The organism is Nocardiopsis alba, from assembly GCF_000710955.1.
GTDB lineage: Bacteria > Actinomycetota > Actinomycetes > Streptosporangiales > Streptosporangiaceae > Nocardiopsis > Nocardiopsis alba.
The window spans coordinates 257,215-273,020 of the sequence record NZ_BAZE01000006.1 but is presented as its reverse complement, the minus strand read 5'-3'; the positions used below and the strand labels follow the sequence as shown (position 1 = coordinate 273,020).

General features: G+C 70.2%; 16 protein-coding genes. 11 read left to right on the top strand and 5 right to left on the bottom strand.

The annotated features are described in order from the left end of the window. Positions 1–69: 69 nt before the first annotated feature. Together TR33_RS13650 and TR33_RS13645 are read left to right on the top strand one after the other, a co-directional pair. Positions 70–762 carry an RICIN domain-containing protein gene (locus TR33_RS13650; RefSeq protein ID WP_199806138.1) on the top strand — a complete coding sequence of 231 codons (693 nt, stop codon included), beginning with the start codon at positions 70–72 and terminating at the stop codon, positions 760–762. A 143-nt stretch (positions 763–905) separates the two neighbouring features. Next, a complete protein-coding gene (locus TR33_RS13645; RefSeq protein ID WP_042283435.1) occupies positions 906–2,204 on the top strand; it encodes an MFS transporter in 1,299 nt (432 codons plus the stop codon). Here the strand turns inward: TR33_RS13645 and TR33_RS13640 are convergent. The 3 genes from TR33_RS13640 to TR33_RS13630 are packed head-to-tail and all read right to left on the bottom strand — an operon-like array spanning position 2,149 to position 4,769. Further along, complete coding sequence (locus tag TR33_RS13640) at positions 2,149–2,949, bottom strand: inositol monophosphatase family protein (RefSeq protein ID WP_017535399.1); 801 nt, start codon at positions 2,947–2,949, stop codon at positions 2,149–2,151. The genes TR33_RS13645 and TR33_RS13640 overlap by 56 nt on opposite strands. A 45-nt stretch (positions 2,950–2,994) precedes the next feature. Beyond that, the gene (locus TR33_RS13635) at positions 2,995–3,831 is read right to left on the bottom strand and encodes an ABC transporter permease (RefSeq protein ID WP_017535398.1); all 837 of its coding nucleotides are present in this window, start codon (positions 3,829–3,831) and stop codon (positions 2,995–2,997) included. Beyond that, entirely contained in the window at positions 3,831–4,769 is a 939-nt protein-coding gene (locus TR33_RS13630) for an ABC transporter ATP-binding protein (RefSeq protein WP_042283433.1), read from the bottom strand. Before TR33_RS13630 ends, TR33_RS13635 begins: the two co-directional genes overlap by 1 nt. Before the next feature lie 426 nt (positions 4,770–5,195). Here TR33_RS13630 and TR33_RS13625 point away from each other — a divergent pair, with 426 nt between their 5' ends. The 9 genes from TR33_RS13625 (at position 5,196) to TR33_RS13585 (ending at position 12,300) form a co-directional block, all read left to right on the top strand. After that, positions 5,196–5,963, top strand: a complete 768-nt coding sequence (locus TR33_RS13625) for a helix-turn-helix transcriptional regulator (protein ID WP_014910548.1) — start codon at positions 5,196–5,198, stop codon at positions 5,961–5,963. Positions 5,964–5,982: 19 nt separating this feature from the next. Beyond that, positions 5,983–7,395: a Fe-S cluster assembly protein SufB gene (sufB, locus tag TR33_RS13620; protein ID WP_014912019.1), complete on the top strand. Its 1,413-nt coding sequence runs from the start codon at positions 5,983–5,985 to the stop codon at positions 7,393–7,395. Position 7,396: 1 nt separating this feature from the next. Next, positions 7,397–8,557: a Fe-S cluster assembly protein SufD gene (gene sufD / locus TR33_RS13615; RefSeq protein WP_014909925.1), complete on the top strand. Its 1,161-nt coding sequence runs from the start codon at positions 7,397–7,399 to the stop codon at positions 8,555–8,557. Further along, complete coding sequence (locus tag TR33_RS13610; RefSeq protein WP_014911922.1) at positions 8,550–8,885, top strand: non-heme iron oxygenase ferredoxin subunit; 336 nt, start codon at positions 8,550–8,552, stop codon at positions 8,883–8,885. The genes sufD and TR33_RS13610 overlap by 8 nt, the downstream gene beginning before the upstream one ends. A gap of 8 nt (positions 8,886–8,893) precedes the next feature. Next, a complete protein-coding gene (gene sufC, locus TR33_RS13605; RefSeq protein ID WP_014912613.1) occupies positions 8,894–9,655 on the top strand; it encodes a Fe-S cluster assembly ATPase SufC in 762 nt (253 codons plus the stop codon). Positions 9,656–9,658: 3 nt separating this feature from the next. Further along, the gene (locus TR33_RS13600; RefSeq protein ID WP_014910315.1) at positions 9,659–10,942 is read left to right on the top strand and encodes a cysteine desulfurase; all 1,284 of its coding nucleotides are present in this window, start codon (positions 9,659–9,661) and stop codon (positions 10,940–10,942) included. Between the two features lie 22 nt (positions 10,943–10,964). Continuing rightward, a complete protein-coding gene (gene sufU, locus TR33_RS13595; protein WP_014910223.1) occupies positions 10,965–11,441 on the top strand; it encodes a Fe-S cluster assembly sulfur transfer protein SufU in 477 nt (158 codons plus the stop codon). Beyond that, positions 11,442–11,819 carry a metal-sulfur cluster assembly factor gene (locus tag TR33_RS13590; RefSeq protein ID WP_014910639.1) on the top strand — a complete coding sequence of 126 codons (378 nt, stop codon included), beginning with the start codon at positions 11,442–11,444 and terminating at the stop codon, positions 11,817–11,819. Positions 11,820–11,928: 109 nt separating this feature from the next. Beyond that, positions 11,929–12,300: a hypothetical protein gene (locus TR33_RS13585; protein ID WP_042283430.1), complete on the top strand. Its 372-nt coding sequence runs from the start codon at positions 11,929–11,931 to the stop codon at positions 12,298–12,300. On the opposite strand, the gene TR33_RS13580 is transcribed toward TR33_RS13585, so the two are convergent. Both TR33_RS13580 and TR33_RS13575 read right to left on the bottom strand, forming a co-directional pair. Continuing rightward, a complete protein-coding gene (locus tag TR33_RS13580) occupies positions 12,288–13,100 on the bottom strand; it encodes a DUF2470 domain-containing protein (RefSeq protein ID WP_234305842.1) in 813 nt (270 codons plus the stop codon). The genes TR33_RS13585 and TR33_RS13580 overlap by 13 nt on opposite strands. 142 nt (positions 13,101–13,242) lie before the next feature. Then, entirely contained in the window at positions 13,243–15,579 is a 2,337-nt protein-coding gene (locus TR33_RS13575; protein WP_017535394.1) for a hypothetical protein, read from the bottom strand. Between the last annotated feature and the right edge of the window lie 227 nt (positions 15,580–15,806).

Here is a 15,806-nt window from a genome sequence, read left to right as displayed (position 1 = left end):
GGGGGATGTGGTGTGAAATGGTTCGGTTTCATCCCGAAGGAACGTCCCCGCCCGCAGGAGAGCCCCGCCATGTCCCGAAGCAGCGCCCGCCCGGACGACCTCCAGGACCGGGAACCGCCCCGGTGGCCGGTTCTGGCCGGGGCGACCGCCCTGCTTCTGCTCGCCGGTCTCGGCGGCTACACCGCCGGTGTGTTCGTCTCCGAGAACCGCGCCCAGGTCGAGGAGATGTGCGTGGTCTCGGGCATCCTCGTCCAGCCCGAGGGCGCCCCTGACGAAGCCGAGGAACCGGAGGAGGAGCCCGAGGAGGAGACCCACCCCGCCGGGATCGACCCCGAGGTCTCCTACGCCCTGCTCAGCGTGCACGGAGGGCGGGCCGTGGACGTCGCGGGCGCGGCGCAGGACAACGGCGCGCACGTCCACCTGTGGGACCGCCACGACGATGAGCATCAGCAGTGGCGCTTCGTCCCGGTCGACGACGGCTTCTACGAGATCCTCGGCGTGGCCAGCGGCAAGCTGCTGGAGTTCCCAGCGACCCCCGATCCCGAGACCGGTGAGGGTGCCTCGCTGCTCAGCCGCACCGGCGCCCCCGAACAGCAGTGGCGGGTGATCGAGGTGGGCGACGGCGTGGTCCGGCTGGTCAACCGGGCCGACGGGCAGGCCCTGGGGAACCAGGACGGTGAGGAGGAGAACCGGACGCTCCTCACCCCGGCCGAGGACGAGGGCCACCCGCACCAGCAGTGGCGTTTGGTCCCGGTCGGCTGACCCCTCCAGGGGACCGTGTTAGAGTCCGGACCGTGTTCTCCCTCTGTGCGTAGATCGACGCCCCGCCGCGACACCGTGTCGCGGCCCTTCGGCGTCCACGCACCTCCGCGGCGCCCGCGCGCCGCCTCTCCATGGAGAACACCATGTCCTCGCCTGCCCCGGGCCCCTCCTACCGTGCCGTCCTGCGTGTCACGGGGGCTTGCCGTCTCCTGATCCCTGCCCTTGTGGGCCGATCGTCCTACGGCCTCGTCTCGCTCGCCCTGGTCCTGTCCGTCGTCCACGCCACCGGCTCCTACGCCCACGTGGGGGTGGTCGTCGGGGTCTTCGGCGCGACCGTCGCCGCCCTGTCCCCGCTGCGCGCCCGTCTCATCGACCGCCACGGCCCGTGCGCCGCCCTGCCACCGATGGCGGCCCTGTTCGCCCTGACCCTGCTCGGTCTGGCCGTGACCACCTGGAGCGAGGGAACGGGCCCCGGCGTGCTCGTGGCGCTCGCGGCGGTGGCCGGGGCCTGCGCGCCGCCATTGGGGCCGGTCACCCGGAGCCTGTGGAGCCACCTGATCGCCGAGCGGGCCCTGCTCCAACGTGCCTACAGCCTCGACACGGTGGTGGAGGAGCTCATCTTCCTGGGCGGTCCGCTCCTGCTCGGAGCCCTTCTGCCGTGGTGGCCGCCCCCGATCGGTCTGGTGGTCGGCGCTCTGCTGGTGTCGACCGGAACGTGGGGGCTGGTCACCTCTCCGGTGGCGCGTTCGCTGTCCCGAAGGTCCCCGGAGAGGTCGTCGGCCCCGGCCCCGGCCCCGGCCCTGGATACGGACGTGACGCCGCGTCCCGTCGCCCGCGGCGGCCTTCTCACGGCGGTCGCCCTGTCCGGGGCGGCCGGTATCGCTCTGGGGGCGACGGCGCTGATCAACGTCGCCTTCGCCGAGCAGCACGGGCGGGTCGAGACCGTCGTGTTCCTGGAGGCCCTCCAGACCGCCGGCGGGGTGATCGGCGGCCTTCTCTACGGGGCCGTCTCCTGGCGGGCCGGTTCCCGGACCAGGCTCGTCCTGATCTCTCTGGCCCTGGGCGGGGGAGTGGCCGCCGCGACGTTCGCGCCCGGCGTGGCAGCCCTGACCGCGTTGCTCTTCGTGGTCGGTGTCGTCGGAGCGCCCCTGATCACTACCTCCTATCTGCTCGCCGACGAGTCGGTGGCGGCGGACCGCCGGACGCGTGCGGGGAACTGGGTGAACACCGCCCATAACGCGGGGTCCTCGGCCGGCGGGGCCGCGATCGGCGCGCTCCTCACCCTGGTCCCGCCGAGTACGGCCTACACGGCGGCGGGCGGGGTCCTGGTCGTGGTGGCGGTGGTCGTCCTGCCGTTCTCGATCCCTCGGAGGCGCGTACGCCCCCTCAGGGGATCATCATGGGCCGTACCGTCCGCCACGTCCGCTCGTCGGCGGCGGTGAGCAGGAGACGACCCTCGCCGTCGGGCCGGTAGGGCTCTCCTTCGGGACGGAGACAGACCCCGCCGGCCTCGGTCAACAGCAGGCTTCCGGGGGCGTGGTCCCAGGGCCGGGTCCCGGAGAACAGCATGAAGTCCAGCCCGCCCTCGGCCAGACGGGGGTAGTCCACGCCGACGCAGCCGGATCCCCGCTCGAGCCCGGCGAGGGCGGGCGCGGACCCCTCCACGTGCGCGCGTTCGGCGGTCGACAGGGAACGGCCCCGCGCCGCCCCGCGCAGAAGAGCGGGGTCGGCGGGCGCGGGTTCGCGTCGGACTCTGCGCCCGTCGCACCAGGCCCCCGAGCCGAGCTCGGCGACGTGGACACGGTCCAGGGTCGGGCGCAGGATCCAGGAGACGATCGACCGACCCCGGTAGACCAGCGCGACCATGACGGCGAACCTCTCGTCGCCGTGGACGAAGTTGCGGGTCCCGTCCAGGGGGTCGACCACCCAGACCCGGGGTTCGGCGAGCAGGGCCCGCGTCAGGCCGGGGTCGGAGGAGGCGGCCTCCTCGCCCACCACCGGCACGTCGAGGATCTCGCGCAGCCTGCGGGAGATGATCTCCTCGGCCTCTTGGTCGGCCACGGTGACCAGGTCGCCGGGCGCCTTCTCGGACACCTCGCCCTCGGCCAGTCGACGGAACCGGGGGAGGACCACCGTCTCCGCGGTCTCACGGAGGATCTTGGTCACGGTGTCGATGTCGATCGTCATGGCCGACAGACTACGGCCGTGGCGCGGTACGGGCCGGTGCCGGGCCTACTCCCAGCGGAAGAGGCGGGAGGCGGCCAGGCCGCCCACGACGGTCCACACGGCCAGGACCGCGAAGACGCCGAGCCCGGGGGCCGCCCCGTGGGAGAGCACGTCGCGCAGCCCCGAGGCGAGCGCGGTGATCGGCAGGACGGACACGGCCCGCTCCATCACGGCGGGGAAGCCGGTGGTCGGGAACAGGACGCCGCCCAGCCCCAGCATCAGCACGTACACGAGGTTGGCGCCGGCCAGGGTCGCCTCGGCCCGCAGTGTTCCGGCCATCAGCAGCGCGAGCGAGCTGAAGGCGGCGGTGGCCAGGAGCACCAGGGCGACGGCGGAGAGCACCCCGGTGAGGGAGAGCGCGGGGGACCAGCCCAGGAACAGCGCGACCACGGTCAGGACGGTGATCTGGATGGTCTGCACGGCCAGCACGGCCAGGGTCTTGGCGGCCAGCAGGCCGAACCGCGACAGGGGGGTGGCCCCCAATCGCTTGAGGACCCCGTAGCGCCGTTCGAAGCCGGTGCCGATCGCCAGCCCGGTGAAGGAGGTGGACATGACGGCCAGGGCCAGGATGCCGGGGGCGAGCGTGTCGACCCGGGGCCCCTCGCCCACGTTCAGGACGTCGGTGAGGCTCAGACCCACCAGCAACAGCACGGGGATGACCATGGTGAGCAGGAACTGCTCGCCGTGGCGCAGCATCACCCGCAGTTCCATCCCGGCCTGGGCGGCGACCATCCGCCACATCGGCGCGGCCCCGGGGTTCGGGGTGAACAATCCGGGGTCGGAGGCGAGGGTCGGTGTGTCGGAGGCCGTCGGAGCGGCCGTGCCATAGGTGTGCTCGGTCATCAGTCGCGCAGTTCCCGGCCGGTGGTTTCGAGGAAGACGTCTTCGAGGGTACGCCGTCGTACACGCAGGTCCTCGGCGAGGACGCCGGCGGAGGCGCACCAGGCGGCGACCGTGGCGAGGAACTCCGGCCCGGGGGCCTCGGCGGCGTGCGTGGCGACGGTGTACTCGTGACGGCCGCCGGCGACGATCGACGTCACCTCGCCGCCATCGGGCAGGGCGGCGCGCAGGGCCTCGGAGTCGATCGGGGTCTCGGTGGAGAAGCACACGTCGCGTCGGCCGCGGGTGAGCTCGGCCGGGGTCCCCTCGGTCACCACGGAGCCGTGGTCGATGATCACGACGTGGTCGGCGAGACGCTCGGCCTCCTCCATGTGGTGCGTGGTCAGGATGACCGCGACACCGGCCGCGCGCAGGGCCGAGACCAGGTCCCAGGTGGCCATGCGCGCCTGCGGGTCCAGACCGGCGGTCGGCTCGTCGAGGAAGACGATCTCGGGGCGGCCGACGACGGCGCAGGCCAGGGAGAGGCGTTGCTGTTGGCCGCCGGAGAGGCGGCGGAACGGGGTACGACCGGCCGAGGTCAGCCCCAACCGCTCCAAGAGCAGGTCGGGGTCGATCGGGTGGGCGTGGAAGGAGGCCATGAGGCGGAGCCATTCGGCGGCCCTGGCACCGGTGGGCACCCCGCCGGACTGCGGCATCACACCGACGCGGGGCTTGAGCTCGGCGGCGTCGGTCACCGGATCCCGACCGAGGACCCGCACGCTGCCCCCGTCGGCATGACGGAAACCCTCGCAGATCTCGATGGTGCTGGTCTTGCCCGCTCCGTTGGGGCCGAGCAGGGCGGTCACCGCGCCGCGGCGCGCGGTGAACGAGAGGCCCGTGACGGCCGTGGTGGCGCCATAACGCTTCACCAGGTCGACGACCTCGAGGGCGGGTGTGTCCATGGGGCCTGAGTTTACGTGCGTCCCGGTGCCGGGCTTCACCACCCCGCCCGGAGGGGGAGAGGCGTGATCCGGGGCTCGGGGGATCGTGGGGCGGACGAGACCGGGTTCCGGGGGAATGGCTCCGCCCGCTTTCCCGTTGTTCACATCCGTTGACCCGTTTCCCCTGGTCCCCGCGGAGTCGACACGGTGCCCCCTGAGAAAAATTCGCTCGAATGGCGAGACCCGAGTCTTGTCATTCGAGAAAGCACGTGCGGAGGAAACCGCTCGTGAGAGGGCTCCGGGCGGCCGGCTCGAGCGAATCTCCAGCTTAGGCAAGCCTGACCTTCGTGATGAAGCGCATCGTATCGGGTTTGCCTCGGTGGACTTATTTAAGCCACACTGATGTTGTCAAAACCACGAGCCGGTAGCGAACGAGGGGGGAGGAGCATGTCCGAGGCACGCCATGCCCCCCGTCCCCTGAACGGGCCCGACCACGGTACCCGCGCCCGCGTCGCCCGGCTCATTCTGGAGAAGGGTCCGATCACCGCGTCCGCCCTGGGCGAGCGGCTCGGTCTGACCCCGGCGGCGATCCGCCGCCATCTCGACCACCTGGCCGGCGAGGGCATGATCGAGGCCCGTGACGCCCGACCGGTGCACGGACGTCGACGCAGAGGGCGCCCCGCCCGCGTCTTCGCCATCACCGAGGCCGGACGCGACGCCTTCGTGCACGCCTACGACGACCTGGCCACCGAGGCCCTGCGTTTCCTCGCGAGGACCGCCGGACCCGAGGCGGTCGGGGAGTTCGCCCAGAGTCAGGTCGCCGACCTGGAGCGGCGCTACAAGCCCATGCTGGACGCGGTTCCCCCGGAGCGACGTGTCCTGCTACTGGCCGAGGCGCTCTCCAACGACGGCTACGCCGCCACCGCCGGCCGGGCTCCGGCCCCCGGAGGCGGCGACCAATTGTGCCAACACCACTGCCCCGTCGCGCACGTGGCCGCCGAGTTCCCGCAGCTCTGCGAGGCCGAGATCGAGGCCTTCGCGCGGCTTCTGGGCACCCCGGTGCGCAGGTTGGCCACCATCGCCCATGGCGACGGTGTGTGCACCACACACGTCACCCCCCGGGGAGACGGCGACGGCGGGGAGCACCACGTCCCCGCGACCAACACCGCTCGCCGTACGGCGAGCGGAGGATCGCAACACCACAAGGACGTCTGAGTCCAGGAGGAGTCCGCGCATGACTTCTGTCGCGCACCCCGAGCTCGAAGGGCTCGGAACATATGAGTACGGCTGGGCCGACTCCGACGAGGCCGGGGCCACGGCCCGTCGTGGTCTGAACGAGGAGGTCGTCCGGGACATCTCGGACAAGAAGAGCGAGCCGGAGTGGATGACCAAGCTCCGTCTGAAGTCGCTCCGGCTCTTCGACAAGAAGCCGATGCCCGACTGGGGCGCGGACCTGTCCAAGATCGACTTCGACAACATCAAGTACTTCGTGCGGTCCACGGAGAAGCAGGCCACCTCCTGGGAGGACCTGCCCGAGGACATCAAGAACACCTACGACAAGCTGGGCATCCCCGAGGCGGAGAAGCAGCGTCTGGTCGCCGGTGTCGCCGCTCAGTACGAGTCCGAGGTCGTCTACCACCAGATCCGCGAGGACCTGGAGGAGCAGGGTGTCATCTTCCTGGACACCGACACCGCGCTCAAGGAGCACCCGGAGATCTTCGAGGAGTACTTCGGCTCCGTGATCCCGGCCGGCGACAACAAGTTCGCCGCGCTCAACACGGCGGTGTGGAGCGGTGGCTCGTTCATCTACGTGCCCAAGAACGTGCACGTGGAGATCCCGCTCCAGGCCTACTTCCGGATCAACACCGAGAACATGGGTCAGTTCGAGCGGACGCTGATCATCGTCGACGAGGGCGCCTACGTCCACTACGTCGAGGGCTGCACCGCGCCGATCTACAAGTCGGACTCGCTGCACTCCGCGGTCGTCGAGATCATCGTCAAGAAGAACGCCCGCTGCCGTTACACGACCATCCAGAACTGGTCGAACAACGTCTTCAACCTGGTCACCAAGCGCGCCATCGCCGAAGAGGGCGCGACCATGGAGTGGGTCGACGGCAACATCGGCTCCCAGGTCACCATGAAGTACCCGGCCGTGTACCTGATGGGCGAGCACGCCAAGGGCGAGACCCTCTCGATCGCGTTCGCGGGCGAGGGTCAGCACCAGGACACCGGCGCCAAGATGGTGCACTGCGCGCCCAACACCTCCTCCAAGGTCGTCTCCAAGTCGGTGGCGCGCGGTGGCGGTCGCTCCTCCTACCGCGGCCTGATCCAGGTCCAGGAGGGGGCGCACCTCGCCAAGTCCTCGGTGGAGTGCGACGCCCTGCTGATCGACACGATCAGCCGTTCCGACACCTACCCCTACAACGACCTGCGCGAGGACGACGTCGAGCTCGCGCACGAGGCCACCGTCTCCAAGGTCAGCGAGGACCAGCTCTTCTACCTGATGAGCCGGGGGATGGGCGAGGAAGAGGCCATGGCCATGGTCGTTCGAGGATTCGTGGAGCCCATCGCCCGGGAGCTCCCGATGGAATACGCGCTGGAGCTGAACCGTCTGATCGAGCTCCAGATGGAAGGATCGGTGGGTTGAGTTGACGACCACGAACACGGAGCCCAAGGCGCACAGCCACGGCCTGGGACAGATCCCGGTCTCCAAGCTCGACACGCACGGCTCCAGCGACGTGAACGACTTCCCCGTCCCGAACGGGCGCGAGGAGGAGTGGCGCTTCACCCCGCTGCGCCGCCTCAAGGGTCTGCACGACTGGAAGGGGACCGCCGACGGCACCGACGAGCTCGTCATCGACGCCCCCGAGGGCGTCACCGTCGAGAAGGTCGGCCGTGACGACGAGCGTCTGGGCAAGGCGGGTCTGCCCGTCGACCGCGTGATCGCGCAGGCCTACAGCTCCTTCGAGCAGGCCACCGTCGTCACCGTGCCGCGCTCGCTGGTCGCCGACAAGGCGATCACGATCGACCGCAAGGGTCTGGGCGGCACCGCCTTCGAGCAGATGGTGATCGACGTCCAGCCGATGGCCGAGGCCACGATCATCATGACCGCCACCGGCACCGGTGTGCGGGCGGGCACCCTCGACATCCACGTCGGTGAGGGCGCCAGGCTCACCCTGGTCAACCTCCAGGAGCAGGACGACGACGCCGTCGAGGTCGGTCAGCACAACGCGCGGATCGGCAAGGACGCCAGCTTCAAGTCGGTCGTCATCACCCTGGGCGGCGACCTGATCCGTCTCTCCCCGCGCGTGTCCTACGAGGGCCGCGGCGGCAACGCCGAGCTCTACGGGCTCTACTTCGCCGGGGACGACCAGCACCACGAGCACCGCTCGCTGATCGACCACAACCTGTCCCACACCCGGTCCCGCGTGGACTACAAGGGCGCGCTCAGCGGCGCCGGGGCCCACACGGTCTGGATCGGTGACGTGATCATCGGCGAGGGCACCGAGGGCACCGACTCCTACGAGCACAACCGGAACCTCCAGCTCACCGACGACACCCGTGTCGACTCCGTGCCGAACCTGGAGATCTTCACCGGTGAGGTGCAGGGGGCCGGACACGCCAGCGCCAGCGGTCGGCTGGACGACATCCACCTCTTCTACCTGTGCTCGCGCGGCATCCCCGCCGAGGAGGCCCGGCGTCTGATCATCCGGGGCTACTTCCTGGACATCGTCAACCGGATCGACGACGAGGACCTGCGCGATCACGTCATGGAGAAGGTCGAGCGAAAGCTTGCCGCACATGAGTGAGACCGACGGCTGGACCAAGGTCGCCGAGCTCGACGAGATCCCCGAGGAAGGTGTCCTGGGGATCGAGACCGACGACGAGACGCCCATCGCGCTGGTGCGCACCGAGGGTGAGATCTACGCGCTGCGCGACGTGTGCTCGCACGCCGAGGTCCGCCTCTCGGAGGGCGAGGTCGAGGACGGGACCATCGAGTGCTGGCTGCACGGTTCCTGCTTCGACCTGAAGTCGGGGGCGCCGATCAACCCGCCCGCGACCCGGCCGGTTCCCACCTACGACGTGAAGATCGACGGCGACGACGTGCTCGTCTCGCTGGATGAGAAGAATTCCTGAGGCTTGAAATGACGAAGTTCGAAATCCGCGGTCTGCGTGCCGACGTCCTCATCAGCGAGGACGAGCGGCAGGAGATCCTCAAGGGCGTCGACCTCACCATCAACTCCGGTGAGACCCACGCCATCATGGGCCCCAACGGCTCCGGCAAGTCCACCCTCGCCTACGCGATCGCGGGCCACCCCCGTTACGAGATCACCGAGGGCGAGGTCCTCCTCGACGGTGAGAACGTCCTGGAGATGGAGGTCGACGAGCGGGCGCGCGCCGGCGTGTTCCTGGCGATGCAGTACCCGGTCGAGGTCCCGGGCGTCTCCATGTCCAACTTCCTGCGCAGCTCCGTCAGCGCGGTGCGCGGCGAGGCCCCCAAGCTCCGGCAGTTCTCCAAGGAGCTCCAGGGCGCGATGAAGGACCTGTCCATCGACTCCTCCTTCGCCGCCCGCGGCGTCAACGAGGGCTTCTCCGGTGGTGAGAAGAAGCGTCACGAGATCCTTCAGCTCGAGCTGCTCAAGCCGAAGGTCGCGATCCTGGACGAGACCGACTCCGGCCTGGACGTCGACGCGCTCAAGATCGTCTCCGAGGGCATCAACCGCGCCCAGGCGGCCAACGACATGGGCGTCATGCTCATCACGCACTACACCCGCATCCTCAACTACGTGAAGCCCGACTTCGTGCACGTCTTCGCGGAGGGTCGCATCGCCGAGTCCGGTGGCCCCGAGCTGGCCGCCGCGCTGGAGTCCGAGGGTTACGAGCGGTTCGTGAAGGCGGGCGCGTAACACATGAGTGATCGCGAGCTGGGACGGCTCGACGTCGCGGCGATCCGGGAGGACTTTCCGATCCTGTCCCGGACCGTCCGTGACGGGCGCCCGTTGGTGTACCTCGACTCCGGGGCTACCTCGCAGAAGCCCCGTCAGGTGCTGGACGCCGAGCGTGAGTTCTACGAACGCCACAACGCGGCGGTGCACCGGGGCGCGCACCAGCTCGCGGAGGAGGCCACCGACGCCTACGAGTCGGCCCGTGAGACCATCGCGTCCTTCATCGGTGCCGACTCGGGCGAGGTGGTGTTCACCAAGAACGCCACCGAGGCGATCAACCTGGTGGCCTACGCCATGAGCAACGCGGCCACCGCCGAGGACGGGCTGCGACGGCTGAAGGTGGGCCCGGGCGACGAGATCGTCGTCACCGAGATGGAGCACCACGCCAACCTGGTGCCCTGGCAGCAGCTCTGTCAGCGCACCGGCGCGACCCTGCGCTGGTTCCCGGTGACCGACGAGGGTCGCCTGGACCTGTCGGACCTGAACGAGATCGTCAACGAGCGCACCAGGATGGTGGCCTTCGCGCACCAGTCCAACGTGCTCGGCACCGTGAACCCGGTCGCCCCGATCACGGCGCGGGCCCGCGAGGTCGGCGCGCTGGTGCTGCTGGACGCCTGCCAGTCGGTGCCGCACATGCCGGTCGACGTGGCCGCCCTGGACGTGGACTTCCTCGCCTTCTCCGGTCACAAGATGCTCGGCCCCAACGGGATCGGTGTCCTGTGGGGACGGCGCGAGCTGCTGGAGGCGATGCCTCCGTTCATCAGCGGCGGCTCGATGATCGGAGTGGTGCACATGGACCACTCGACCTGGGCGGAACCGCCTCAGCGTTTCGAGGCCGGTGTGCCGATGGCCCCGCAGGCCGTCGGTCTGGCCGCGGCCTGTGACTACCTGTCCAAGGTGGGTATGGATCTGGTCGCCGATCACGAGCGCGCGCTCACCGAATACGCCCTGAAGCAGATCGGGGCGATCGAGGGCGCGAGCATCGTGGGGCCGAACGAGATCGCCGACCGGGGCGGCGCGGTGTCGTTCGCGGTGGAGGACATCCACCCGCACGACCTGGGCCAGGTCCTGGACGACAGGGGGGTCGAGGTGCGGGTGGGCCACCACTGTGCCTGGCCGCTGCACCGTAAGCTCGGCATCGTCGCGACCACGCGCGCGTCCTTCTACCTCTACAACACGATGGAGGACGTGGACGCGCTCGCGGAGGCGATCCGGGCCGCCCAGAGGTTCTTCGGGACCCGGGCCTAGTAATCGAGGATTCTGCCTGATCATGCAGTTGGACGCGATGTACCAGGAGATCATCCTGGACCACTATCGGAACCCGCATCACAAAGGGCTGCGGGATCCGCACGACGCCGAGGCGCACCACATCAACCCCACCTGTGGGGACGAGGTGACGCTGCGGGTGGCGTTGACGCCCGCCTCCGGGGCGACCGGTCTGGACGAGAAGGCGATCGTCAGCGACGTCTCCTATGAGGGGATGGGCTGCTCGATCAGTCAGGCCAGCACCTCGGTGCTCACCGACCTGCTGATCGGCCGGTCGGTGGCCGAGGGGATGGAGACCCTGAACGCGTTCACCGAGATGATGCAGTCCAAGGGCAAGGGTGAACCCGACGAGGACGTGCTGGAGGACGCGGTGGCGTTCGTCGGCGTGTCCAAGTACCCGGCCCGGATCAAGTGCGCCCTGCTGGGGTGGATGGCCTGGAAGGACGCGGTCTCGCAGTCCTTGGAGAAGGAAGGCGCCTGAATGAGCGAGAACGAGAGCACGACGACCGAGACCGCCGAGAAGCCCGAGGCCGCTCCGCTCTCTCCTGAACAGGAGAAGCTGGCCGAGGAGATCGAAGAGGCGCTCAAGGACGTCATCGACCCCGAGCTCGGGGTGAACATCGTGGACCTGGGTCTGCTGTACGGGGTGAACGCGGACGACTCCTCGATCACCCTGGACATGACCCTGACCAGCGCGGCCTGCCCGCTGACGGACGTGATCGAGGACCAGGCCAACAGCGCCCTGGACGAGTTCGAGCGCGACGTCAAGATCAACTGGGTCTGGATGCCGCCGTGGGGTCCGGACAAGATCACCGACGACGGTCGGGACCAGCTGCGCATGCTGGGCTTCAACGTCTGATCCGATCCGACGTGCGAACGGGCCGGGACCTCATGAGGTCCCGGCCCGCCGTCGTTCCTCATGAGGCCCCGCGCCCCGGGGCCGCGAGGGGGTGGGGCAGGATATCGCCATGGCCCCCTCCGTCGCCGTGTCCGGCGCCTCCGTTCGACGATCGACCTCCGCCTGGTGGATCCCCGTGTGGGTGCTGTCCGCCCTCGCCTCGTTGGGCGTCGCCCTGGTGACCCAGGGCTCCCTGTTCCTCGTCTCCCAGGACCACCCCGCCTGGTGGGGTCCGTGGGTCTTCTTCTGGCTGTGGCCCACGGTGTGGCTGCTGATGACGCCGGTCGGTGTCACCCACTTCGTTCTGGTGTGCACGCGCCGTGCGAGCGTGATGCGCCGTCGCCTGCTGATCGCGCAGGTCGTGGCGATGTCCCTCTACCAGGTCACGAGCTGGGGTCTCTTCGCGGCCGTCGGACTCACGGAGGGCTTCTACGCGGCCTGAGGGCGATGCCGATGGGCGTCCGTATCGTTCGAGTGCGCCGGGCCCGGGGTCTCACCAGAGGGGGGGGAGTGGGCGAGTTCGTGGACCCGGTGCGCGACCTCGTGCGGGGTGCGGGCCGGGCGGTGGAAGGGGATCAGCACGTCGTGGTCGCCATCGGACCCCTCCATGCGGAGGCGCAGCCCGTAGCGGTCCACCCCCAGGGGACGTGGCCGGCCCTCGGGCAGGGGGACCGGGCAATGGCGGACGACCGCGTGCAGCAGGTCGCCGTGGTCCCGCTCCAGGTGGCGGAGCCAGGGGCCTTCCCAGCGGTCGAAGGGGTCCGCCCGCAGGGAGGTGAACTCCTCCGGGGACAGCAGGTGGCAGCCGTCGTTGTCGGAGTACATGATCAGGTGGGGCTCCAGGACGACCATGGTGCGTCCGTGGCCCAGGTCGAGGAGGCGTTCGTCGGGATCGTCCTCCACCGCCTCGAGGGCCAGGTCCCGGGCCCGCCGGGCGGAGGGCAGCCGCAGGTTCCCGTTGATCCAGAGCAGGGAGCGGACCCGGTCGCGCAGGTCGACGGGGGCGGTGTCGGTGAACTCGATGGTGACCTCGTGGCCCTCGGGGCCGAGCAGGGCCAGGAGACGGTGCCGGTCCGGGATCAGCAGGGTGACCTCGCCGTCGGGGCCGGTGTGACAGGCGGGGCCGGTCAGGTGCAGGGACGCCTCGGAGGTCGTCACGGTCGCCGGGTTCGGGCGGGCCAGGACGGAACGGGCCCGCTCGACGGGGGACGGGGCCAGGGTGTTCGGGGACAGGAGGATCACCTCAGCTCTCTTAGGTAAGGCTAACCTACATCTTCCCTCGTGCTCTGTCACGCCCGGAACGTGACGAATCGGCCCGTGAACACCGCGAGCACGACGAAGGCCCGCGACCGATACGTGGTCGCGGGCCTTCGACGAGACGGCTCTAGCGAGCGGCGAACATGCCCGAACGCAGCTCACCGGCGATGTCCTCGTCGCCGCGCAGGGACAGGACGTCGAGCAGCGCCCGGGGCTCGGCCAACGACTCGTCGCCGTTGTCGGTCACCCGGCGGGAGAGGATGCGCAGGGCCTCCTCGGTGGACGCCGGAGCGGTGTAGCCGATCAGGTGCAGGGCCCGGGCGGCGGGGGAGTGGCCGCTCAGATCGCTCACCGGCAGCTTGCGCGCGTCCAACCGATCCCCGGTCACCGTGATGAAGATACGGTCGCCGGGCTGGGCCGCCTGCCGACGCAGGAGCGGACGCAACGAGTCGAAGGCCGGTTGGTCGCGCCAGACCAGCACCAACAGATCGGCGCCCGGGGCGGTCAGACACAGCAGACGACCCGGCTGGAGACCCAGGTGGGTGGCGTACCCGGGGGGCACCGCCACCGGGGCCCCGTTGAGGTGATCGGCGGTGATGTCGATGCGGTGCCACCAACGCCCGTCCGGGGCGCGGAAACAGCGGGCCGACAGGGCCGGTTCACTGGCTCCGCGCGGCGGCGGGTCGTGGACGAGCCCCACCGGAGGGACCGGAGCGGGCGGGGCCATCGTGTTCGCGCGCAGCGGCGGGGCCGTCCCCTGGATCTGGTCGGGTCTTTGCGGGGGCCCGGTCCGTACGGGCGGAGGGAAAGCGGGCTCGGGGGCCGGGGCCTCCGGGCGGCGGCGGATCGGCAGCCCGTTCTCGGTGGTGGCCCCGGACCCGTCCGGGGAGTGGTCGCCACCGGGGGCCTCCACGGGCACGGAGGTGTCCACGTGCACACGGCCCTCGCGCAGGCTCACCCCCGGCGTGCTCAACAGCCAGGCGCGCAGCTCCTGTTGGCGGACACCGATCCGACCCAACCGGATACCGGCCTCGGTGAGGTCGGGGGCGTCCCCCAACAGCTCACGGGTCTGAAGGCGCAGACGGTTGGGGTCGTCGGCGATGAGCCACCCGTTGTGCATCCGCCGATCGGTGAACAGGGTGATGATCACGCGCCACAACGGGGTGTGCAGCGTGGGCACGTCCACCGGATGATCGGGGTGGGCGTTGATGAGCCGGTCGATGGTGGTGGCGGCGCCCAACTGTTCGGACAGCTCGCGCAGGTGTTTGGTGATGGCCGCGCCCTCGGGAGAGGCGAGCCAGCGCAACAGCCGCTCCTCGACCTTGCGCTGGGCGCCGCGGATCTCGGTGACGTCCACCGAGATCTGCTCGGACAGGACGCGGATGCTGATGGGGTCGGTGGCGAAGAGCCGTTCGGCCGCCACCGTCCGCTCCAACTCGGGCCAGGAACGGACCATCTCCTCGACCAGGTCCACCAGTGGGTGGCGTCCCAGGACGGGTGCGGGCGGCTGTTCCTCGGGCTGGTCGCGCATGGCCTTGGGCGGGCCGAAGCTGGGCCGGCGCAGGGTGCGTCCGGGGCCGAGCAGGGAGCTGCGGAACTGGGAGCGCAGGTCGCCCAGGCCCGAACCGGAGGGCTTCTCGGGTTCGGGTGCCGGGGTGGTGCCGGGGATCATCGCCGCCGAGCTCACCATGCCGCCGCCGACCCGATTCGGGGAGGGCGGAACGGTGTCGCTCGAGGAGGGCATGGTCTCGGCCGCGGAGCCGGACACCTCCTCGGGGGACCGCTCCCGCTCGCGCTGGTCGCGATGGGCCCGGAGCGCGCGAAGGGTGCGGATCGCCCGGGTGGCCGGGCTCTGCGGCGGGTTCGACCCCTCCGCGCCCTCCTCGGGCGAGTCCGGGACACCGCTCGCCCCGGTGGCCGCGTCGAGGTAGTCGAGGGCGCTGCGCACGTGTTCGGGCGCGGTGTCGGGGAGCCAGTTCGAGATGGTGCGCACGGCCTCCAGCATCAGGGCGGGAGAGGGCGTGGGGCCGCTCGGCAGTTCACAGCAGGGTTGGAGGGCACGCCAGGCGACGGTGCTGACGATGTCGAGGACACCGCATTCGTCCAGAGACCAGCCGGAGATCTCCTGAGGGGTGGCGGAGATCAGGTGGTCCCAGTCGCCGGCGGTGGCCACGACCGCGCCGCGTACGGGTTCGGAGAGTTCGGAGCAGTCCACGGGTCTGCTGCGCAGACTCGGGAGGAACTCCTCTAGGGGGACGTGCTCCCACTGCTCGACGGCGAGCCTGGCCAGGCCGTGAGCCAACCAGGGAGGACCGGCGATGTCCAGGACGCGGGTGACCGGAAGGGAGCGCCACCAACCGTCGATGAGCCGGTCGTGTCGGAGCAGGGGTGCCACGTCCGGCGACCTCGACCAGCGCAGTGCCGGAGCGAGGTCGACGAGGCAGATCGGAGAGACGGCGTTCATCCGCTGGGGACCTCGACCTCCTGGTGTCTGCACGTGAATTGGGGAGGAACCGCACGGGCCTTCGGTTCGATGCACCACAGTACGCGCCCTGAGCCCTGAGGGGGGACGGGCCGGTGAGTGCTCCGAGCGGGTCGCGTGGGGGAACAGCGGGTCGGAGTCGACGGTGCCGTGAGTGCTTCACGAGATCGTACGTGCCCGGGACGCACATGGGTAGTCCCGGGGGACCC